22 protein-coding genes are annotated in these 19,891 nt (G+C 62.3%); 15 read left to right on the top strand and 7 right to left on the bottom strand.

Annotated elements, in window-relative coordinates; genetic code table 11:
* Positions 1-254: 254 nt before the first annotated feature.
* The 4 genes from SOP95_RS29575 to SOP95_RS29560 are packed head-to-tail and all read left to right on the top strand — an operon-like array spanning position 255 to position 3,855.
* Entirely contained in the window at positions 255-1,139 is an 885-nt protein-coding gene (locus SOP95_RS29575; RefSeq protein ID WP_323609265.1) for a heme/hemin ABC transporter substrate-binding protein, read from the top strand.
* A 50-nt stretch (positions 1,140-1,189) separates the two neighbouring features.
* A complete protein-coding gene (locus tag SOP95_RS29570) occupies positions 1,190-2,173 on the top strand; it encodes a FecCD family ABC transporter permease (RefSeq protein ID WP_274076682.1) in 984 nt (327 codons plus the stop codon).
* Positions 2,173-2,940 carry a heme ABC transporter ATP-binding protein gene (locus tag SOP95_RS29565; RefSeq protein WP_274076594.1) on the top strand — a complete coding sequence of 256 codons (768 nt, stop codon included), beginning with the start codon at positions 2,173-2,175 and terminating at the stop codon, positions 2,938-2,940. The genes SOP95_RS29570 and SOP95_RS29565 overlap by 1 nt, the downstream gene beginning before the upstream one ends.
* Before the next feature lie 30 nt (positions 2,941-2,970).
* Entirely contained in the window at positions 2,971-3,855 is an 885-nt protein-coding gene (locus SOP95_RS29560) for a ChaN family lipoprotein (protein ID WP_274076593.1), read from the top strand.
* A 116-nt stretch (positions 3,856-3,971) separates the two neighbouring features.
* Here the strand turns inward: SOP95_RS29560 and SOP95_RS29555 are convergent, their stop codons facing one another.
* Entirely contained in the window at positions 3,972-4,355 is a 384-nt protein-coding gene (locus SOP95_RS29555) for a c-type cytochrome (RefSeq protein ID WP_323609263.1), read from the bottom strand.
* 172 nt (positions 4,356-4,527) lie between these two features.
* Here SOP95_RS29555 and SOP95_RS29550 point away from each other — a divergent pair, with 172 nt between their 5' ends.
* Genes SOP95_RS29550 through SOP95_RS29540 form a run of 3 tightly spaced genes read left to right on the top strand, consistent with a single transcriptional unit; the run spans position 4,528 to position 6,085 of the window.
* Positions 4,528-5,277 (top strand): SDR family oxidoreductase, encoded by a 750-nt coding sequence (locus tag SOP95_RS29550; protein ID WP_274076591.1) that lies wholly within the window; start codon positions 4,528-4,530, stop codon positions 5,275-5,277.
* 33 nt (positions 5,278-5,310) lie between these two features.
* Positions 5,311-5,712 carry a cupin domain-containing protein gene (locus tag SOP95_RS29545; protein ID WP_274076590.1) on the top strand — a complete coding sequence of 134 codons (402 nt, stop codon included), beginning with the start codon at positions 5,311-5,313 and terminating at the stop codon, positions 5,710-5,712.
* 16 nt (positions 5,713-5,728) lie between these two features.
* Positions 5,729-6,085: a hypothetical protein gene (locus SOP95_RS29540; RefSeq protein WP_323609262.1), complete on the top strand. Its 357-nt coding sequence runs from the start codon at positions 5,729-5,731 to the stop codon at positions 6,083-6,085.
* Positions 6,086-6,136: 51 nt separating this feature from the next.
* Here SOP95_RS29540 and SOP95_RS29535 read toward each other — a convergent pair whose 3' ends face one another.
* Complete coding sequence (locus SOP95_RS29535; protein ID WP_323609260.1) at positions 6,137-6,967, bottom strand: oxidoreductase; 831 nt, start codon at positions 6,965-6,967, stop codon at positions 6,137-6,139.
* A gap of 130 nt (positions 6,968-7,097) precedes the next feature.
* On the opposite strand from SOP95_RS29535, the gene SOP95_RS29530 reads away from it, so the two are divergent.
* The 4 genes from SOP95_RS29530 (at position 7,098) to SOP95_RS29515 (ending at position 9,615) form a co-directional block, all read left to right on the top strand.
* Positions 7,098-8,003, top strand: a complete 906-nt coding sequence (locus SOP95_RS29530) for a LysR family transcriptional regulator (protein WP_323609259.1) — start codon at positions 7,098-7,100, stop codon at positions 8,001-8,003.
* 134 nt (positions 8,004-8,137) lie between these two features.
* Entirely contained in the window at positions 8,138-8,455 is a 318-nt protein-coding gene (locus tag SOP95_RS29525; RefSeq protein ID WP_274076586.1) for an NIPSNAP family protein, read from the top strand.
* A 187-nt stretch (positions 8,456-8,642) separates the two neighbouring features.
* On the top strand, positions 8,643-9,368 hold the full coding sequence (locus tag SOP95_RS29520) for a DUF2092 domain-containing protein (RefSeq protein WP_323609258.1): 726 nt from the start codon (positions 8,643-8,645) through the stop codon (positions 9,366-9,368).
* Positions 9,369-9,423: 55 nt separating this feature from the next.
* Entirely contained in the window at positions 9,424-9,615 is a 192-nt protein-coding gene (locus tag SOP95_RS29515) for a hypothetical protein (protein ID WP_274076584.1), read from the top strand.
* 15 nt (positions 9,616-9,630) lie between these two features.
* Here the strand turns inward: SOP95_RS29515 and SOP95_RS29510 are convergent, their stop codons facing one another.
* The 5 genes from SOP95_RS29510 to speB all read right to left on the bottom strand — a co-directional run bounded on the left by SOP95_RS29510 (position 9,631) and on the right by speB (position 16,348).
* The gene (locus SOP95_RS29510) at positions 9,631-10,086 is read right to left on the bottom strand and encodes a GNAT family N-acetyltransferase (RefSeq protein WP_323609257.1); all 456 of its coding nucleotides are present in this window, start codon (positions 10,084-10,086) and stop codon (positions 9,631-9,633) included.
* Positions 10,087-10,272: 186 nt separating this feature from the next.
* Positions 10,273-11,961 (bottom strand): choline dehydrogenase, encoded by a 1,689-nt coding sequence (betA, locus tag SOP95_RS29505; RefSeq protein WP_323609276.1) that lies wholly within the window; start codon positions 11,959-11,961, stop codon positions 10,273-10,275.
* Positions 11,962-11,978: 17 nt separating this feature from the next.
* Positions 11,979-13,553, bottom strand: coding sequence for a purine-cytosine permease family protein (locus tag SOP95_RS29500; protein WP_323609256.1), 1,575 nt, complete (start codon positions 13,551-13,553; stop codon positions 11,979-11,981).
* Positions 13,554-13,769: 216 nt separating this feature from the next.
* Positions 13,770-15,281, bottom strand: a complete 1,512-nt coding sequence (locus SOP95_RS29495; RefSeq protein WP_274076581.1) for an aldehyde dehydrogenase family protein — start codon at positions 15,279-15,281, stop codon at positions 13,770-13,772.
* Between the two features lie 65 nt (positions 15,282-15,346).
* Positions 15,347-16,348 carry an agmatinase gene (gene speB, locus SOP95_RS29490; RefSeq protein ID WP_323609254.1) on the bottom strand — a complete coding sequence of 334 codons (1,002 nt, stop codon included), beginning with the start codon at positions 16,346-16,348 and terminating at the stop codon, positions 15,347-15,349.
* A gap of 151 nt (positions 16,349-16,499) precedes the next feature.
* On the opposite strand from speB, the gene SOP95_RS29485 reads away from it, so the two are divergent.
* From SOP95_RS29485 to SOP95_RS32310, 4 genes are all read left to right on the top strand, one after another.
* Positions 16,500-17,414: a LysR family transcriptional regulator gene (locus tag SOP95_RS29485; protein WP_274076579.1), complete on the top strand. Its 915-nt coding sequence runs from the start codon at positions 16,500-16,502 to the stop codon at positions 17,412-17,414.
* A gap of 69 nt (positions 17,415-17,483) precedes the next feature.
* Positions 17,484-18,992: a sigma-54-dependent transcriptional regulator gene (locus SOP95_RS29480; RefSeq protein ID WP_323609253.1), complete on the top strand. Its 1,509-nt coding sequence runs from the start codon at positions 17,484-17,486 to the stop codon at positions 18,990-18,992.
* A 404-nt stretch (positions 18,993-19,396) separates the two neighbouring features.
* Entirely contained in the window at positions 19,397-19,780 is a 384-nt protein-coding gene (gene gcvH, locus SOP95_RS29475) for a glycine cleavage system protein GcvH (RefSeq protein WP_323609252.1), read from the top strand.
* A 9-nt stretch (positions 19,781-19,789) separates the two neighbouring features.
* Positions 19,790-19,891, top strand: a 102-nt coding sequence (locus SOP95_RS32310) for a hypothetical protein (protein ID WP_442967787.1), incomplete at its 3' end; no start/stop codon positions are given.

Below are 19,891 nucleotides of genomic sequence, written 5' to 3'. Positions count from 1 at the left end.
GGATTCAAATCCTCAGTGCGGCACGAAACTGGGAGGCTTGAAGCCCTGGCGAGCATCGGCTGGTGAACAAAATGACCTGTGGGAATGAGCCTGCTCCCACAAGTGGCATCGGGATCACGGATGCGCAAGCCGAGCGTCGATGGCATCATCACCCGCTTCGAAGGTTTCGATGCCGACGGTGAACGGGTCATTCCGTTGTTCGGCATGCCCTGGCCGAAACCGCCACCGTCCTGAACGACTAAGGAAGCGTCCTGATGCGTATCAAATCACTGCTGGCCTGCGCCAGCGTGCTCGTGAGCCAAATGGCCATGGCCGACGCCCTGCCCCAACGCTGGGTCAGCGCCGGTGGCGCGTTCAGCGAATGGGTGGTCGCCCTGGGTGGCGAGGGCAAGCTGGTGGGTGTCGACAGCACCAGCCAGCACCCGCGCTCCTTGCACAGCCTGCCGAGCGTCGGTTACCAGCGGGCGCTGGCGGCCGAAGGCATTCTGGCGTTGAAGCCGGACATCCTGGTGGGCAGCGCCGAAATGGGCCCGCCACCCGTACTGGCGCAACTCAAGGCTGCCGGCGTGCGCATTGAGCTGCTCTCGGCCAAGGCCGACGTCCCCTCGTTGCAACACAACCTGACCGAACTCGGACAACTGCTCGGCAAACCGGCTGAAGCACAGGCGTTGATGGCCGGCTATCAGCAGCGTCTGGAGCAGCAGGCGGCGTGGATCAAGCAAGTGCAACAGCACAATCGCGCCCCTCGGGTGTTGCTGCTGCTCAGCCATGCCGGCGCCAATCTCCAGGCCGCGGGCAAGGACACACTGGCCGCCTGGATGATCGATCAGGCCGGCGGGAAAAACCTCACCGAGCACAACGGCTACAAGCCGGTATCCAACGAAGCCATGCTGGCTCTGGACCCTCAGGTGATCATTTTCGCCGGTGCCAAGCTTGAAGGCGATGCCGCGGGGGCAGCGCTGCTGGAGCAGAATCCGGTCCTGGCGCAAACCTCGGCCGGTCGCGAAGGCCGAGTGCTGGTGATCGACCCCACGCTGCTGGTCGGTGGCCTGGGGCCGCGTGTGCCGGACGCGTTGAACACACTGTCGAAAGCATTCTATCCGTCGGCACAGGTGCAGACTGCCGAGCGCAACCGATGACGGCCATCGTTCGGCCGCGGTCGATGCTGATTACTTTGGGTCTGTTGTTGGTGCTGGTGTTCTGGCTGTCCCTGGCCCTCGGGCCGGTCAGCCTGCCGCTGGGCGATACTCTGCTGGCCGGGCTGCGCTTGCTCGGGATGCCGGTTGACGGTGGTGACACGCAACAGGCGGAGCTGATCCTCGGCCAGATCCGCCTGCCGCGCAGTCTGCTCGGCATCGCGGTGGGTTCGGTACTGGCGCTGTCGGGCGTGGCGATGCAGGGGTTGTTCCGCAACCCGTTGGCGGATCCGGGGCTGGTCGGGGTGTCCGGCGGCGCGGCGCTGGGTGCAGCCGTCGCAATCGTCGGCGGCAGCATGCTCGGCGGACTGCCGCCGGCCATCGAACCCTACCTGTTGTCAGTGAGTGCCTTCGTCGGTGGCCTGATCGTCACGGCGGTGGTGTATCGCTTCGGCCGCAGCGATGGCCAGACCAACGTCGCCACCATGCTCCTGGCCGGCGTGGCGATGACGGCCATGGCCGGGGCCGGCGTCGGTCTGTTCACCTACCTGGCCGATGACGCCACGTTGCGCACCCTGACCTTCTGGAACCTGGGCAGCCTCAACGGCGCCAGCTACCCGCGCCTGTGGCCGTTGCTGATCGTGGCAGTGGGCGTGGCGTTGTGGTTGCCGCGGCGCGCGGCGGCGCTCAATGCGATGCTGCTGGGCGAATCCGAAGCCCGTCACCTGGGTTTCAATGTCGAGCGGATCAAGCTTGAACTGGTGTTGTGCACGGCGCTGGGCGTCGGTGCCGCGGTGGCGGCGGCAGGCCTGATCGGCTTTATCGGTCTGGTGGTGCCGCACCTGATGCGCCTGCTGGTTGGCCCGGATCATCGGGTGTTGTTGCCGGCGTCGTTGCTCGCCGGTGCCAGCCTGCTGTTGCTGGCCGACCTGGTCGCCCGCCTGTTGCTGGCACCGGCCGAGTTACCGATCGGCATCATCACCGCACTCATCGGTGCACCCTTCTTCCTTTATCTGCTGGTACGGGGGCGTTCCTGATGCTGCGGGCCAACAATTTGCTGGTGCGGCGCGGTAGTCGCACTGTGCTGGCGGACATCGATATCGAGTTGCGTCCGGGTGAAGTCCTTGGCGTGCTGGGGCCCAACGGCGCCGGTAAAAGCACCCTGCTCGCCGCCTTGTGCGATGAGCTGCCGGCCAATGAAGGCACGGTCAGCCTCGACGAGCGTGCACTCGCCGACTGGCCGGGGCAGGAACGGGCCAGGCGCCTGGCGGTATTGCCGCAAAGTTCGAGCCTGAACTTCGCCTTCTCGGTCAATGAAGTGGTGGGCATGGGTCGTTTGCCCCATGCCAGCGGGCGTGTGCGCGATGCCGAAATCGTCGCCCAAGCCCTGAGTGCCGCCGACGCCTTGCACCTGGCGGGGCGCAGTTATCTGGCCTTGTCCGGTGGCGAACGCCAACGCGTGCACCTGGCGCGGGTGCTCGCGCAATTGTGGCCGGGTGCCGAAGGGCAGATCCTGCTGCTCGACGAGCCGACTTCGATGCTCGACCCCTTGCACCAGCACACTATTCTGCAAGCGGTGCGCGACTTCGCCGGGCGCGGTGCGGCGGTGCTGGTGATTCTGCACGACCTGAATCTGGCGGCACGTTACTGCGATCAGTTGCTGCTGTTGCATGAGGGACGTGCGCACGCCTACGGTCCACCGGATGAAGTACTGAACGCCGAAGCACTGCAGACGGTGTACGGGTTGCAAGTACTGATTCAGCGGCACCCGGAGCGCGGTCACCCGTTGATTATTGCGCGCTGATAGACGTCTACCGTCCAACAAGGAGATCCGATGCGCATCCTGCTGTTATGCCTGGTCAGCCTGCTGGCTGCCTGCCAATCCCATGACGTCACACCGCCACCGCCGGCGATCGCCTCGCAAGGGCGAGATCACGCCGATCTCGGGGTGATCCGCGAACTCGCCAGCGGGCGCACCCTCACCCCGCAAGAGCTGGTCGAGCGCCTGGCCGCTGCGCCGCGGGTGCTGGTCGGTGAACAACACGACAATCCCGACCACCATGCCTTGCAACTGTGGCTGCTGCGCCAACTGGCGGCGCAACGTCCGCAAGGCAGCCTGTTGCTGGAAATGCTCAACCCCGACCAACAGGCGAAAGTCGATGCCGCACAGGCCGCCAGCCGTGCCGGTCAAGCGCCGGCCGACCCGTACCAGGCGCTGTCCTGGCAAGCCAATTGGGACTGGAGCGTTTACGGCGCACTGGTGACTTACGCCCTGCGTCAACCCTACCCGCTGCTGTCGGCCAACCTCGACCGGGCGCAGATCATGCAGATCTATAAACAGCGCCCGACGCTCAGCGGCGAAGCGTCCACCACCCGACAGGTGCAAGCGACATTACTGGACGACATCCGCGAGTCCCATTGCGGCTTGCTGCCCGAAGCGAAGATGCCGGCGATGCTCGCCGTGCAGCAGCAGCGTGACCGACGCATGGCCGAGCGCCTGTTGGCCGCACCGACACCGGCCCTGTTGCTGGCCGGGGCGTTTCATGTGCGCAAGGACCTGGGCGTGCCGTTGCACCTGAAAGACCTCGGCGCGGGTGAAGGTAACGCGGTGCTGGTGCTGGCCGAGGTGGGCAAGACGGTCAGCGCCGATAGCGCGGATTACGTGTGGTACACCGCAGCGCAACCGGAACAGGACCACTGCGCGCAATTTCGTCGATAACACGCCCCCCTGTAGGAGCTGCCGAAGGCTGCGATCTTTTGATCTTGCCCTTGAAAGCAAATCAAAAGATCGCAGCCTGCGGCAGCTCCTACGGGATCGAGGTACATCCACCAGGATCAGGGTGTCTGGAAGGTCTGCAAGTAGGCCAGCAGATCATCGATTTTCTCCTGATCGCTGATCCCCCAGAAAATCATCCGCGTACCCGACACCACCGCCTTCGGGTCTTCGATGTACGCTGCAAGTTTTTCCCGGGTCCAGACGATGCCGGATGATTTCATGGCATCGGAGTATTGATAGTCTGTGGTGCTCCCGGCGGTGCGCCCGACAATACCGTTGAGCTGCGGACCAAAAAACGCCCGTGCGCCCTCACCGACCTGATGGCAGCCGCCGCACACCCGTTTGAACAGTTTCCCGCCCGCTTCTGCGTCCCCTTGTGCGTGCGCCTGCATGCCGAACAGACCCAGGCTCAGGGCAAGGGTCATCATCGCTGTTTTGTTCATCAAGCCAGTACCCACGCAAAAATGGCCGCCATTTGATCATGATCCGGCTTCCTGCGAAATAAATGCCTGCCGTCCATCCCGCCAATGCATCGCGTTGTTATCCCCGCCTAGACTTGAAGGTCAGTCCATCTCCACCAAGCTCACGCACACCCAACAGACGGAGGCAAACATCATGAAAATTGTCGTGATCGGCGGAACCGGGTTGATCGGCACCCAGCTCTGCGAACGGCTGCGCGAGGATGGGCATGATGTCCTGCCCGCCTCGCCGAAATCGGGGGTCAACGCGGTGACCGGGGAAGGCTTGCAGGCTGCCCTGCAAGGCGCCGACGTGGTGGTCGACGTTGCCAACTCGCCCTCGTTCGAAGATGCCGCCGTGCTCGATTTCTTCGAAAAATCCGCGCGCAACCTCGCCGCTGCCGAGAAGGCCGCCGGGGTCAAGCACCACGTCGCACTCTCGGTGGTGGGCACCGAGCGGATGCTCGAAAGCGGTTACTTCCGCGCCAAGATGGCCCAGGAGGAATTGATCAAGAAAGCCGGCGTGCCCTATTCGATCCTGCGTGCCACGCAGTTTTTCGAGTTCATCGGCGCCATTGCTCAATCCGGTGCACAAGGCGACAGCATCCGCCTGACTTCCGCCGCCCTGCAACCGATCGCCTCGGCCGACGTGGCCTCGGCACTGGCCACGATTGCCGTGGCGGCGCCCACCAACAAGACCTCGGAAGTGGCAGGTCCAGACAAGCAGCCGCTGGTCTCGTTCGCCAAGACCTGGCTGCAACACAACAAGGATCAGCGGGAAGTGATTACCGACGACAACGCCGGCTACTTCGGCGCGATCATCAACGACCAGTCACTGACCCCGGGCGCCAATCCCATCGTCGGCAAGACTCACTTCGATCAATGGCTCAAGAGCGCCGGCGCCTGACAGTCAGCCCGCCCACTTCATCAGGAGCGTCCCATGCGAACCCACGTTCTCCTCGCCCTGCTTGCACTGTCCACCCTGCCGCCCCAGGTCCTGGCCGCCGACGCACCGCCCCCGGACGTCAAGGAGGTATCTGTCACCGCGCTTCCCGATTACCCCGGCAAGGAAGTGCTGATGCTCACCGTCGAGTACCCGCCGGGCGGTGCCGACCCGGTTCATCGGCACGACGCCCACGGCTTCATCTATGTGCTCGAAGGCTCGATCGTCATGGGGGTCAAGGGTGGCAAGGAAGTCACGCTGATGCCCGGGCAAAGCTTCCACGAAGGCCCCAATGACATCCACACCGTGGGCCGTAATGCGAGCAAGGACAAGCCGGCGAAATTTGTCGTCTTTCTGTTGAAGGATCAGGGCAAGCCGCCCGTCCTCCCGGTCGATTGACGGTCGCTGGTCATACTTGCGTATAAGGCGCCAAGAAGGCGCCACCGACCGCATCAAGGAAAGACAACTGGCCGCCGACGGGGCGGAGCGCCTCAAGCAGGATCAGGTCGCTGAAGGTGGCGCTGATCGTCTGAAGGAACGGCAACTGGCCGAGGGTGGTGCCGATCGTTTGAGAGAGCGGCAACTGGCATCGGACGGTTCCGACCGGCTGAAGCAAAACAGCGTTGCCGCGGGCGGTTACAACTCGATGCGCGGTACTCGGGTTGCAGAAGGCGGCTCTGACCGGTTACGGCAGAACCATTACGCAGATGGCAGCAATGGCTACGATGCCAGCTCCGACGTCATGCCCTATTTCTGTATGGAATGCCGCTGATCAAAAACCTGTAGGAGCCGGCTTGCTGGCTCCTACAGGGTTTCACCTGAGTCAGTCCTTGAAATCGGTGGACAGCGCCAGCTCGTTCCACTCGGCCAGTTCCTGGGCGACAAAGCGGTTTTTCGCCTCTATGCGCGCGATGGTATCGCTGCCCAGCGCCAGCCGTTGCGGCGGTTTCGGCGCATTGACCAGAGCGAGCATGGCCTCGGCGAATTTCACCGGGTCACCCGGCTGGGCGTGGTTGGCGGCCTCGGCATGCTTGCGCATGGCGCCCACGGTGTCGTCGTAGTCCGACAGTTCCAGCGCGGTCTTCACCAACGACTGCTCGTCGAGGAAGTCGGTGCGGAAGAAGCCCGGTTCCACCACCGTGGCGTGGATGCCCAGCGGCGCCAGTTCCTGGTGCAGCGCCTCGCTGATGCCTTCCACCGCGAACTTGGTGGAACCGTAGACACCCCAGCCCATGTAGGCCTGGTAGCCGCCGATGGAGGAAATGTTGATGACATGCCCGCCGCGTTGGCGACGCATGTGCGGCAGCACCGCGCGGGTCACGTTGAGTACGCCGAAGACGTTGGTGGCGAACAGGCGCTCGGTCTCGCTCGCACTGGTTTCCTCCACCGCGCCCAGCACACCGAATCCGGCATTGTTGATCAGCACGTCGATTCGGCCGAAACGCTTGATGCCTTCTGCCACGGCCTGATGCGCTTCTGCTTCGCGGGTCACGTCCAGACGCACGGCCAGCAGGTTTGGATGATCGCCGAGTCTGGCGATGATTTCTTCGGGTTTACGGGCGGTGGCAATGACCGCGTCGCCGGCACGCAGAGCACGTTCTGCGATGAGAGTACCAAAACCACGGGAAGCCCCAGTAATGAACCAAGTACGCATTTCAACTCCTCCTGGCAGCGACCCGAACGTTATTGCCGGGCCTTCTTGATGAGTTGACGCAACTTTAAATCTGCATTACTGATGTGATAATCCCAGTAATTTTGCATGACTTTGTGAACGGTATTCACATATGAAGGCCCCTTCGGCGGCAGATCTCTCGACTTTCCTGTGCGTGGCCAACCACCTGAACTTCAGCCGTGCGGCGGTGGAACTGGGGCTGACCCCTTCTGCGCTGAGCCATGCGGTGCGCACCCTGGAGAACCGGCTTGGCGTGCGGCTATTCAACCGCACCACCCGCAGCGTCGGCCTGACCGAGGCCGGCGAGCGTCTCTTTGCACGATTGAAACCGGCCTTTCGCGATATCGACGATGCCCTGGAAGACCTGAACCATTTTCGCGAAAAACCCTCGGGCAACCTGAGAATCACCGCGGGTCGCCAGGCCGCCGAATTGGTGCTGCTGCCAATGGCCGGCCGGTTCCTGGAAGCCTATCCGGACGTGAAACTGGAGATCGTGACAGACGACGCGCTGGTCGATGTGGTGGCTCAGGGCTTTGACGCCGGAGTGCGCTTCGGTATTCGGTTGGAGGCGGACATGGTCTCCCTGCCGATTGGCAGCACCCTGCGCTCCGGGGTCGTGGGCTCCGCGGAATTTTTCCGCAAGCATCCCGTTCCACAGAAACCCGAAGACCTGCATGGCCTGCCGTGCATCCGCCATCGCTTCCCCAGTGGCACCTTGTATCGCTGGGAGTTCGAACGTGGCGGGATCACCCAGGAAATCGAGGTGGATGGCCCGCTGACCCTGGGCGACGTGAGCCTGATGGTCGGCCCGGCGTTGCAGGGTGTCGGCATGGCTTACGTCTTCGAGGACATGGTCAAGACGCAGATCGCCGACGGCAGCCTGGTTCAGGTGCTGGGTGACTGGTGCCCCTACTACCCCGGCCTGCATCTGTACTACCCAAGCCGACGACATGTGCCCGCAGCGCTCAAGGCTTTCATCGAGTTTGCCCGTACCGCACGGGGGAATGTGTTCTCTTGAGATCAGGTCGTCTGTCAGGCCGCCATCGCCGGCAGGCCAGCTCCCACAAAATCGCTCTGCGCCATGGCGTCCACCAGGCCTGTTGTCTACCATCGGCGGCGAGCACTTCATAAACCTAGTCAGCGAGAAAAAAGATGGTCACCTGCTACCTGAAATATGTGCTGGACCCGTACAAGCTCGACGCATTCGAACACTACGGCAAACTGTGGATTCCACTGGTGGAGAAATTTGGCGGCCAGCATCACGGCTACTTCCTGCCGTCCGAGGGTGCCAATAACATTGCTCTGGCGATGTTCACTTTCCCAAGCCTGGCGGCCTACGAAACCTATCGCCAAGAGTCGATGAACGACGCTGAATGTATCGCCGCCTTCAAGTACGCAGAAGAAACCCGCTGCATCCTCAGTTATGAACGCTCCTTCTTCCGGCCCGTGTTCGGTGAGCCGAAACAGTAAACCGCTTGATCGTAGTCAACGAAAATGTCGCCTGTCGGGCGGCATTTTTTATTTCTCGAACATGGGCTGTCACTGCGCAATAAAACGTCAGATGAATGGTCAGCCAATACAGGGCGAGTTGCCATTGGTAGGACTAACTTTATAAGTCCGCATTGCCAACCCGGCATACTTACCGCGGTGACCTCCCATGGAAAACATCTCTGTCACCCGCATCACTGGAGCAGCTCTTGCCCTGACCATCGGATTGAGTACACCAACAGCACAGGCCGATGAGGCCTATGCCAAGACGTTGATCAAGAAGATGTCCGACTATATGTCAGCGCAAAAAAATATATCGTTCAACTACGACACCATCCTTGAAGTGGTCACCAAAGATAAGCAACGACTGGCACTGGCAGGTTCCGGCACAGTCGCTCTCACCCGGCCTGACAAATTGCGCAGTGCCCGCGCCAGTGGTTTTGCCGACCTGGAGATGGTGTTTGATGGCAAGACCCTGACCCTATTGGGCAAAGGCAAGAACATCTACACCCAGGTCGAAGTCCCGGGCACGCTGGATCATCTGCTCGATACGCTACGGGATAAATACAACCGGCCGCTTCCCGGCGCAGACCTGTTCATGTCCAATCCCCAGGATCAATTGATGGCCGGCGTGACCGACATCAAGGATCTGGGCAGTGGCGTTATCGGCGGTACCGAATGCGATCACCTGGCTTTCAGGAAGAAAGAAGTTGATTGGCAGATCTGGATCGCCCAGGGCGACAATCCCTACCCTTGCCGTTATTCCATCACTTCAAAAACCATTGCCGGCAGTCCGCAGTACAGCATTCAGCTCAGCGACTTTAAAAGTGGCGATGCCGCACCGGCTGATGATTTCGCTTTCAACAATTCGACCAATGCCAGAAAATCGAACTGAAAGACCTGCCCAACGCCGAGGACCTGCCCAGCAACTTTGTGCGAGGAAAAACCAAATGAACCTCTTGATCAAATCCTGCGGCTTCCTGCTGATGGGATTGGTAGCGGTGTGCGCGCTGGAGCTTGGAGAAACCTTGTCGATCCCAGGCGTGCACAGTGTTATTCCTCAAGCCGAGGCGGTGGTCGGGCGTCCACTGACGCCGGTCAGTGTTGCCGGCGTCGCGAGGCGATCGGCGCGGCGCGATTGACAGCTTGAAAAACGATCAACGCTGCAAGTCCAGGCAGTAGGTGTAGTAGCCCGGATCGCGCACGTAACCCAGGGACTCATACAGACGCTGGGCACTGAAGTTGTCGGTGGCGGTTTCCAGGGTCATGCCCTTGGCGCCCATCAACCGGGCAAAGTCGCGGGCGGTGTTCATCAGCAGCGTGCCAACCCCTTTGCCCCGCGCGGCGGGCGTGGTGAACAGGTCGCCGAGCAGCCAGGTGCGGTGTGCGTCGATGGAGGAAAAGGTCGGGAACATCTGCACGAAACCCAGGGTTTCGCCGTCGGTATCCTCGGCGAGAAAGATCACCGACTCATCGCGGGCGATGCGTTCGGCGATGAAGTTGCGCGACTGTGGCAGGTTCGACGGCTGGCCGTAGAAGCCGCGATAGGCGTCGAACAAGGGGGCGATTTTTTCGATGTGCGAGGCGTCAGCGCGCAGGGCCAGGATAGGCATGAGGGTGCTCCATTGCGGTCTCAAGGATCTACAGCCTAGCAACCACAACGAAAAAATTCCTGAAAGCACCGCGCCTCCTGTGGGAGCCAGCCTGCTGGCGATAGCGGACTGTCAGTCAACATCACTGTTGAACCTGAAGGCCTCATCGCCAGCAGGCTGGCTCCCACAATGGATCGCGGGTTGCAGTTAGACCCGCACGTTACGTCCCGGCAATGTCGTGCGCTGGCTGTTTTCCCAGTTCTCCACCAGCCCCACCGGCACATCCGCCGCCGGCAACATATTCACCCCACGCACCAGATCCGAAGCCCGCTCGGCGAGCATGATGGTCGGCGCATTGAGGTTGCCGTTCGGCTCGGTCGGGAACACCGAGGAGTCGATCACCCGCAACCCCTGGATGCCATGCACCCGCAGTTCGGAGTCCACCACCGCCATGTCGTCCTCGCCCATGCGGCACGAGCCACACGGATGGTAAGTGCTTTCGAGGTTGTCACGGACAAAGGCATCGAGGTCTTCGTCACTGGTCACCAGCGCGCCGGGGGCGATTTCGCCGTCGCGGAAACGGTCCATCGCTTTCTGGCCGATGATCTCGCGGGTCAGGCGGATGCAGCGGCGGAAGCCTTCGCGGTCCTCTTCGCGCTCCAGGTAGTTGAAGCGGATTTCCGGATGCTCGTAAGGGTCGGCCGAACGCACCCGCACATAACCCCGGCTTTTCGGTTTGTTGGGACCGGTGAGCACCATGAAGCCGTGGCCCTTGATCGGCTTGTTGCCGTCGTAGCGCATCGCTGCTGGCAGGAAGTGGAACTGGATGTCCGGCCAGCGCAGGCCCTTCTCGGAGCGGATGAAACCACCGGCCTCGAAGTGGTTGGTGGCCCCCAGGCCGTCCTTGAACAGCAGCCAGCGCAGGCCGATCATCAGTTTGCTCAGCGGGTCCATCTTGCTGTTGAGGGTCACCGGTTCCTTGCAGCCGAACTGGATGTACACCTCGGCGTGGTCCTGCAGGTTCTCCCCTACCCCCGGCAGGTCATGGCGCACGCCGATCCCGGCCTTGCGCAGTACCGCGGCCGGGCCGATGCCCGAGCGTTGCAGCAGGTGCGGCGAACCGATCGGCCCGGACGCGATCAGCACTTCGCGGTTGCAATACACCTGGTGGGTCTGGCCACCGTGGTCATACATGACCCCCACCGCACGCTTGCCTTCAAGGATGACCTGGCGGGTCATCGCATGGGTGATCACCGTCAGGTTCGGACGGCCCATGGCCGGACGCAGGTAGGCATTGGCGGTGGAACAGCGCACACCGTTCTTCACGGTCATGTGCATCGCGCCGAAACCCTCCTGCATGTAGCCGTTGCAGTCTTCGGTCTTGATGTAGCCCGCCTCGGCACCGGCTTCGACCCAGGCCCCGTACAACGGGTTCTTCATGTTGTTGCCGTTGGTGGTGTGCAGCGGCCCGGTCTGCCCGCGATAGCTGTCGCCACCGGACTCGTAGCTTTCGGCGCGTTTGAAGTACGGCAGGCAATGCTTGTAGCCCCAGCCCTGGGCGCCAAGGGATTCCCATTCGTCGAAATCCAGGGCGTGGCCGCGGATGTACACCAGGCCATTGATCGACGATGAGCCACCCAGCACCTTGCCCCGTGGGCAGTGGATGCGCCGGCCGTTGAGGTAGGTTTCCGGCTCGGTTTCGTAGCGCCAGTTGTACTTTTTGGTGTTCATCGGGATCGAGAATGCGCTGGGCATCTGGATCACTACGCTCTTGTCACTGCCGCCGAACTCCAGGACCAGGACCGAGGTGGCCGGGTCTTCGCTCAGGCGGTTGGCCAACACACAACCTGCCGAGCCTGCGCCAATGATGATGTAGTCGTATTTTTGTGTAGACATTCTTTGCGTGGTCATAGCTATCTCCCGACCGTCGATTCAGTGAATACCGGTTGTGGTGACTGTTTGTGGGTCAGCGTGTCGCCGGTGGTGTATTGCGGGGAGGTCTTCTCGATCTGTTGGATCACCGCTTCTTCGCGCTTGAGGTCGATCGAGCGGCTCAGCCAGTAGTACGCCAGGCCCGAGACGATCAGCCCCACCAGCCAGGCGATGTCGATGCTGCCCAGCGCCTTGGCCAGCGGGCCGACATAGACTTCGCGCTGCTCGACGCCGTCGTAGATGTAGAAGAACGGAATCATCGAGAGGAAGCCGATGGCATAGGCGGCGATACCGCGCAGGCCCCAGCTTCCGTAGATGTTGCCGTGGGGCATGAAGAAGTGCGGGATGGCGTAGCGGCCCTTGCGCACGAAGAAGTAGTCGGTGAGGTTGACCGAGGTCCAGGGCACCAGGAAGTACAGCATCACCACCAGGTAGATGCCGAGCACCGACAGGCCTTTGCCGGAACTCTGGATGCTCAGGGCCACGCCCAGTTGCAACAGGATCACGAAGGCGATGGCGAGGATCCGCGCCTTGCGGGTTGGTTCGATGTGCTTGATCGAATCGACACAGGTCAGGGTGGTCAGCTTGGCGCTGTAGATGTTCATCGCGATCACCGGCAGGAACGCCAGGATGGTCACCACCACGACCGCGGTGCCGATCAGCGGCGACACGGTGTTGCCGACTTGACCCAGGGCCACCAGCACGTCGGTTGAGTGCAGGTGATCGGCCAGCCAGCCACCGACGGAAATCATCCACGCACCGGACAGCGAAGCACCGAGGAACACCACGGCGATCAACTTGCCGCTGGAGGTGTTCTTCGGCAGGTAGCGCGAGTAGTCCGATACGTATGGGGCATAGGCGATGTTGTAGCTCGCCGCCGCCGCGAACTGGGCGATGAAACCGGTCCAGTTGAAGCCCAGCGGCGCCGGGGCCACTTCGCCTTCGGCCAGTGCCGGCAAGACCGCATCCGGCACCCAGCCCATCACCACCGCCAGGGTCACCAGGCCGTACAGCGGCAGCGACAGGTACAACGCCCATTTGAAGCTGCGGTGCATCCAGTCATGGCCGAGGATGGCCAACACCGCCGCCGGAATGGTCACCGCCACCGCGATCACTGCGGGGTTGAAACCGAACAGCGTGTGCAGGCCCTGCATCATCAGGACCAGGTTGACGATGTTGAACCCGGCGAACACGAACAGCGTCGCCAGCAGCACGAGGATCACGCCGCGGTAACCGAACTGCGCACGGGACTGGATCATCTGCGGCAAGCCCAGGTGCGGGCCTTGGGATCCGTGAAACGCCATGAACAGCGTGCCGAACATGATGCCCAGGGTGCCGGCGAGCGTGGTCCACAGCGCGGTCAGGCCAACGCTCGGGCCGACGAAGCCGATGGTCATGGTGAAGAAGGTGAAGTTGCCGAGAAACCAGAACGGGCCCTGGCTCGACAGTTTGTCGGTGCGTTCGTCCTCGGGGATGAAGTCAATCGAATGCCCCTCGACGACGGACTTGTCATCGAGGGAGGACACACTCGTGGCGGACTTGGCGTTTGTGTTCATGATGGACTCTTATTGTTGGAAGATCATGACGAGATAACCGCATTCTTCGGGTGAACGACGCCCGGGGGGCCTCCATGCCGTTCCTGATGTTCAAACGTGTAAATGACGAAAAACCTGTAGGAGCGGGCTTGCTCGCGAAAGCGTTGGGTCAGGCAACATATTTGTCGAATGTGCCGGCCTCTTCGCGAGCAAGCTCGCTCCTACAAAGGGCAGGCGTCAGGCTGGCAGCGTGATCCACACCGCCTTGGTTTCGAGCAGGTAGTCGAGCTGCTCCGCGCCCAGGTCCTTGCCGAAGCCGGACTGCTTGTAGCCACCGAACGGCATCGACGGGTCCAGGGTGCCGTGGGCGTTGACGTAGACCGAGCCGGCCTTGAGGCGTGGAATCAGGCTGTGCACCTTGCCCAGGTCGTTGGAGTACAGGGCCGCCGCCAAGCCGTAGACCGAGTCATTGGCCAGGGCCAGCGCCTCTTCCTCATCGTCGAAGGGTGCGGTGACCAGCACCGGACCGAAGATCTCTTCCTGGACGATGCGCATGTCGTTGCGGCAATTGGCGAAGATGGTCGGCTCGACGAAGAAGCCAGGGCCATCCACCGGTTGGCCGCCGTAGACCAGTTCGGCGCCTTCGGCCTTGCCGGTCTCGATGTACTCGGTCACGCGCTGCTTTTGCAGGGCCGAGACCAGTGGGCCGATGAAGCAGTCCGGGTCCAGGCCCGGGGCCATTTTCAGGGTGCGCGTATAGGCGATCAGCTCACCCAGGAATTGCTCGTAGACACTGCTATGAATATAGGCCCGCGTACCGGCGTCGCATACCTGCCCGGAGTTGAAAAACACCCCGTTGGCGACCGCTTGTGCCGCCGCCGGAATGTCGGCATCGGCAAACACGATGACCGGTGACTTTCCGCCCAGTTCCAGGGTCAGGCGCTTCATGTCGTCCAGCGCCGAGCGGCCAACGGTAAGGCCGACCGGGGTCGAACCGGTGAAGGTCAATTTGTCGATGCCGGGATGGGTGGTCATGGCCGCACCGACCACGCTGCCACGCCCGGTGACGATGTTGATCACGCCGTCCGGAATGCCCGCTTCCTGCACCAGTTCAGCGAAACGCAAAGCCGAAAGCGAGGTCAGCTCAGCGGGTTTGACCACCACGGTGCAACCGGTGGCCAGCGCCGCGCCGAGTTTCCAGGCCATGGTTTGCAGCGGGAAGTTCCACGGCACGATGGCACCGACCACGCCCACCGCTTCCTTGCGGGTATAGGCCAGGTAATTGCCCGGCAGTGAAGGCTCGACGGTACGGCCGTGGAGCTTGGTGGCCCAACCGGCGAAGTAACGCAGGGTATCGACGGTGCCCTGGATGTCGACGTCCTTGGCGAAGGCGACCGACTTGCCCATGTCGATCGATTCGATCTGCGCGAGTTCGGCGGCGTTCTGCTCGATCAAGTCCGCCAGGCGCTGGATCAGGCGTTCCCGTTGCGCCGGTTTGGCCTGGCTCCATTCGCCACCGTCGAACTGCGCACGGGCGGCTAACACGGCGCGGTCCAGGTCAGCGGTGGTGCCCATGGGAATGCGGGTGATCAGGCCTTCGGTGGAGGGCTCGATCACATCGGAAGTCTGGCCGTCGCTGGCTTCGACCCAGGCGCCGCCGATGAACATCTTCTGCACTTTGCTGAGGAAGGTCTGGGTGGCTTCGCTCACGCCGAACTTCTGCAGGTAACTCTTGACGATCGTGTCCATTTTTATTCTCTCTGCCCGGCAGTCAGGCACTGCCGGGGTATGGGTTTCGATGTTCAGGCCTGCTCTTAAGCCAGTGTCGCTTCGCTCTCGGCGGCCGCCCGTACCTTGCCGCGCTCGTGGAAGATGAAACCGATGCTGTTGAGCAGCAGTTGCGCGGCGAGGATCGAGGTCATGCCGGTCGGGTCGTACACCGGTGCAACCTCCACCAGGTCCATGCCGACGATGCTGCCCTTGCTGCGCTTGGCCAGGGCCTGGATGATTTCCAGCACTTCGTAGTAGAGGAAGCCGCCGTGGCTCGGGGTGCCGGTGCCCGGGGCGATGGACGGGTCGAAACCGTCGATGTCGATGGTGATGTAGTAGTTGATGTTTTCCGGGATCAGCGCCAGTACGCCGTCGACGCCGAGGCGACGCACATCGCGCACCGAGAGGATCTTCGAGCCCGCTTCGTGGGCCGCTTCATAGTCGTCGCGGTTGGACGACGAGACGTTGCGGATGCCCATCTGGGTCATGCCGACGATGTGGTTCATTTCCGAGGCGCGGCGCAGCGGGTTGCCGTGGCCGTAACGCACGCCGTGGCGTTCGTCGACGAAGTCCAGGTGCGCATCGAAGTGGATGATGTGGATCGGGCCACGGCCTTCGAAGGCCTTGATCACTGGCGCGTGCACCGAGTGATCGCCGCCGAGCACCACCGGCATCACACCGGCATCGAGGATCTTGCGCACGGCGTATTCGGTGTTCTTGTTACTGGTGGCCATGTCGGTGTGGACGATGTCGGCATCACCGACGTCGACCATGCGCACGTCCGAGGCGGTGAGGTACATCACGTCATCTTCGTGATCGTAGGCGCCGGCGTGGCCGAAGGAAAACAGCGTCGATGCTTCACGGATCCCGCGTGGTCCGAAGCGTGCGCCGGAGCGCCACTGGGTGCCCATGTCGTTGGGCACGCCAAGCACCGCGACGTCGGCATCCAGGGCGTCCCAATCGGTGCACACCGGGGATTTGCCAAAGGTGCAATGACCCACGAATGGCAGGTTCAGACGACCGGATTCATAACCGTTGTTCGACATTTCTAGCCTCTCCACTTCTTGTTATCGGCTTGGCGGAACTGCAAGGCGACCGCCGTTGGAGTGACTATGGGCGCAGGTTTTCGTGGAAAAAATGCTAAACATCAGATACTCATATCGGCATTACCGATGCATCCACAGGCCGGAGGTCAACGTGATTCAACTGCACGATGTCGATCTGAAGTTGCTCAGGGTGTTTGCCACGATTGTCCGCTGCGGCGGTTTCTCCGCCGCCCAGGCGGCGTTGAATGCCGGGCAGTCGACGATCAGCGAACAGATGACCCATCTGGAAACCCGCCTTGGGGTCAAGCTGTGCCAGCGCGGGCGCAGCGGTTTCCGCCTGACCGAGCAAGGGGTGGCGATCCATGAGGCGACCCAGCGCCTGCTGTCGGCGGTGGAGAATTTCTGCATGGACGCCGACGTGCTCAAGCAGCACATCAGCGGCAAGCTCAACCTGGGGATCATCGACACCACCATCACCGACCCGGACTCGCCCATTCCGCGCACCACCCAGCGCTTCGTGTCGCGCGGGCATGACGTGCACCTGAACGTGTACGTCGGCACCCCCGCCGAGCTGGAAGAACGGGTGCTCGACGGACGCCTGCACCTGGCCATCGGGCACTTTCCGATCCATGTGCCGGGCCTGCTGCAATCGCCGTTGTACCAGGAAGCGCTGGGCTTGTATTGCGGGCGCCGGCATCCGCTGTATGGCAGCCAGGCTGAGGGTGAGGAACTGCTCGAAGAAGTCGCGGCCGGGCGGATCGTCGTGCGCGGCTACATGCAGCAATACGACCTCGAACACCTGGGCGTGAGCAAGGCGGCCGCCACCGTGGACAACATCGAAGCCACCGCGATCCTGATCATTTCCGGCGCCTACCTGGGCTTTCTGCCTGAGCACTTCGCCGCGCAATGGGTCAAGAGTGGCGAGATGCACCAATTGGCCCCGGGAAGTTTGCGCTTGCGATCTCCGTTCGACGTGATCACCCGGCGCGGCGTGGCACCGCCGCCGATCCTGCAGGCGTTCCTCGAGGACCTGGCGGCCAGTGCGCGTAAAACCGGCAACCCGTGACATCACGCTCGCCAAATTCCAAGAGCCCCCGGCATACTGATTTTCGTTTGCCAATTTTGCAGGTCCGTCATGCGCATCCACGTCACCTTCATCGACCGCGTCGGCATCACCCAGGAAGTGCTGGCCCTGCTCGGCGGGCGCAGCTTCAATCTGGACGCCGTGGAGATGGTGCCGCCGAACGTCTACATCGATGCCCCGACCCTCGGCACCGAAGTGCTGGAAGAGTTGCGCGAGGCCCTGTTCGGCGTGTGCGGCGTGCAGGCGGTGACCATGGTCGACATCCTTCCGGGGCAACGTCGGCGCCTGCAACTGGATGCCCTGCTCGCCGCCAGTTCCGACCCGGTGCTGGCGGTGGACGATCGCGGGCATGTGCTGCTGGCCAATCCGGCATTGATCGCCCTGTGCGGTCGCGAACCGGCCGGTGAATCCCTGAGCGCACTGTTCGACGACGCCGATCTGCAACGCACCTTGATCGCCCACCACTTCCGCCTGCCCATGCACGAGGTCAGCCTCGGCGGCCACACCCTGCTACTCGATGCCATGCCGATCACCGACGCCGGCGCCCTGCTCACCCTGTACCAACCCAACCGCATCGGCGAACGCCTGTCGGCGCTGCACCATGATCACGCCGAAGGTTTCGATGCGCTGCTCGGTGAATCGCCGCCGATCCGCTCGCTCAAGGCCCGCGCGCAACGGGTGGCGGCCCTCGATGCGCCGCTGTTGATCCAGGGCGAAACCGGCACCGGCAAGGAACTGGTGGCCCGCGCCTGTCACGCCATCAGCGGTCGGCGGGACGCGCCCTTCCTGGCCCTGAACTGCGCGGCGCTGCCCGAGAGCCTGGCCGAAAGCGAGCTGTTCGGCTACGCCCCCGGCGCGTTCACCGGCGCGCAACGGGGCGGCAAGCTCGGGCTGCTGGAACTGGCCGACCAGGGCACGGTGTTTCTCGACGAAGTCGGCGAGATGTCGCCGTATCTGCAAGCCAAGTTGCTGCGCTTCTTGAGCGATGGCTGCTTCCGTCGGGTCGGTGGCGATCGTGAGGTCAAGGTCAACGTGCGGATCCTCAGCGCGACCCACCGCGACCTGGAAAAGATGGTCAGCGAGGGGCACTTTCGCGAAGACCTGTTCTACCGCCTCAACGTGCTCAACCTGCAAGTACCGCCGCTGCGCGAACGGGGCCACGACATCCTGTTGATGGCCCAGCACTTCATGCAACAAGCCTGCGCACAGATCCAGCGCCCGGCCTGCCGCCTGGCGCCCAGCACCTTTCCCGCCCTGCTCGGCAACCGCTGGCCGGGGAACGTACGGCAACTGCAAAACGTGATCTTTCGCGCGGCGGCGATTTGTGAGAATCCGTTGGTGGATATTGATGATCTGGACATTGCCAGGACGGCGGTGGAGCGGCAGAACGATGGCGAGGTGGGTAGCCTCGAGGATGCGGTCGAAGGGTTTGAAAAGAATCTTCTGGAAAAACTGTATCGCAGCTATCCGTCCAGCCGCTTGCTCGCGGCGCGCCTGCAAACCTCCCATAGCGCGATCGCCATTCGGCTACGCAAATACGGAATTCCCAACAAACCTTAATCTCATTGCCGCCCCCTGTGGGAGCCAGCCTGCTGGCGATGGGGCCATGTCAGTCGATATCTTTGCTGCCTGTCACACCGCATCGCCAGCAGGCTGGCTCCCACAGGGGATGGGTGTGTATTGGCCATTTTGTGTGCAAATCGATACACCGTATCGAAATCAAGACAATACCCTCTCAACCTGTCTGGCCCGGGCTTTGGCCCCTTCCCCTCGCCTGCCTGTATTGATTTCAATACGCCAGCCGCCCCCGAAACAGCCTCATAAGGTACTAAGCCATTGATTTAAAACAACAAATCAACCTTGGCACCGCCCTTGCTATCTCTCCTCCAGCCAAGCTCCAACGCGAGCCTGCCCATCGCCCTCCGCCACCTGCAGCGGATGAGTCTGAACAATGAGGAGTTGATATGAGCGAATTGCGTTTTACCGTCGATCACGAATGGCTGCGCACCGAAACTGACGGCACTGTCACCGTTGGCATCACGGCGTTTGCCCAGCAGGCCTTGGGGGATGTGGTGTTCGTTCAGGTGCCCGAACTGGGCAGCTTTGATGCCGGTGCCGAAGTGTCGGTGCTGGAATCGGTGAAAGCCGCCAGCAGCATCGGCATGCCGCTGGACGGCGAGGTGCTGGAAGTGAATTCGGAACTGGACAGCACCCCGGAGCTGGTCAACGAAGACCCGCTGGGCCAGGGCTGGTTCTTCCGCTTCCAGCCCGCTGACGCTAACGCTGTAGGCCAACTGCTGGACCAGGCTGCCTACGAGCGCCTGATCCAGGACCAGACCGACGCGTGAGGACACCCCATGACCATCCGCCTCGACACCCATGACGAATTCATCGCCCGCCACATCGGCCCCCGCGCCGGTGACGAGCAGGCCATGCTCAACACCCTCGGTTTCGATTCC

Source organism: Pseudomonas sp. YuFO8, from assembly GCF_035065025.1.
In the GTDB taxonomy this organism is placed as follows: Bacteria; Pseudomonadota; Gammaproteobacteria; order Pseudomonadales; family Pseudomonadaceae; genus Aquipseudomonas; species Aquipseudomonas putida_AE.
Note: the sequence above shows the minus strand (reverse complement) of the source record. Positions and strands in the feature narration are given on the sequence as shown.

What these genes read in the sequence shown, in the direction of transcription:
- SOP95_RS29535 (WP_323609260.1), bottom strand. Translation starts at nt 6,967, where the DNA reads ATGCGTACTTGGTTCATTACTGGGGCTTCCCGTGGTTTTGGTACTCTC.
- gcvH (WP_323609252.1), top strand. Translation starts at nt 19,397, where the DNA reads ATGAGCGAATTGCGTTTTACCGTCGATCACGAATGGCTGCGCACCGAA.
- betA (WP_323609276.1), bottom strand. Translation starts at nt 11,961, where the DNA reads ATGTCTACACAAAAATACGACTACATCATCATTGGCGCAGGCTCGGCA.
- SOP95_RS29495 (WP_274076581.1), bottom strand. Translation starts at nt 15,281, where the DNA reads ATGGACACGATCGTCAAGAGTTACCTGCAGAAGTTCGGCGTGAGCGAA.
- SOP95_RS29560 (WP_274076593.1), top strand. Translation starts at nt 2,971, where the DNA reads ATGCGCATCCTGCTGTTATGCCTGGTCAGCCTGCTGGCTGCCTGCCAA.
- SOP95_RS29520 (WP_323609258.1), top strand. Translation starts at nt 8,643, where the DNA reads ATGGAAAACATCTCTGTCACCCGCATCACTGGAGCAGCTCTTGCCCTG.
- SOP95_RS29565 (WP_274076594.1), top strand. Translation starts at nt 2,173, where the DNA reads ATGCTGCGGGCCAACAATTTGCTGGTGCGGCGCGGTAGTCGCACTGTG.
- SOP95_RS29500 (WP_323609256.1), bottom strand. Translation starts at nt 13,553, where the DNA reads ATGAACACAAACGCCAAGTCCGCCACGAGTGTGTCCTCCCTCGATGAC.
- SOP95_RS29555 (WP_323609263.1), bottom strand. Translation starts at nt 4,355, where the DNA reads ATGAACAAAACAGCGATGATGACCCTTGCCCTGAGCCTGGGTCTGTTC.
- speB (WP_323609254.1), bottom strand. Translation starts at nt 16,348, where the DNA reads ATGTCGAACAACGGTTATGAATCCGGTCGTCTGAACCTGCCATTCGTG.
- SOP95_RS29575 (WP_323609265.1), top strand. Translation starts at nt 255, where the DNA reads ATGCGTATCAAATCACTGCTGGCCTGCGCCAGCGTGCTCGTGAGCCAA.
- SOP95_RS29510 (WP_323609257.1), bottom strand. Translation starts at nt 10,086, where the DNA reads ATGCCTATCCTGGCCCTGCGCGCTGACGCCTCGCACATCGAAAAAATC.
- SOP95_RS29550 (WP_274076591.1), top strand. Translation starts at nt 4,528, where the DNA reads ATGAAAATTGTCGTGATCGGCGGAACCGGGTTGATCGGCACCCAGCTC.
- SOP95_RS29545 (WP_274076590.1), top strand. Translation starts at nt 5,311, where the DNA reads ATGCGAACCCACGTTCTCCTCGCCCTGCTTGCACTGTCCACCCTGCCG.
- SOP95_RS29480 (WP_323609253.1), top strand. Translation starts at nt 17,484, where the DNA reads ATGCGCATCCACGTCACCTTCATCGACCGCGTCGGCATCACCCAGGAA.
- SOP95_RS29530 (WP_323609259.1), top strand. Translation starts at nt 7,098, where the DNA reads ATGAAGGCCCCTTCGGCGGCAGATCTCTCGACTTTCCTGTGCGTGGCC.
- SOP95_RS29525 (WP_274076586.1), top strand. Translation starts at nt 8,138, where the DNA reads ATGGTCACCTGCTACCTGAAATATGTGCTGGACCCGTACAAGCTCGAC.
- SOP95_RS29515 (WP_274076584.1), top strand. Translation starts at nt 9,424, where the DNA reads ATGAACCTCTTGATCAAATCCTGCGGCTTCCTGCTGATGGGATTGGTA.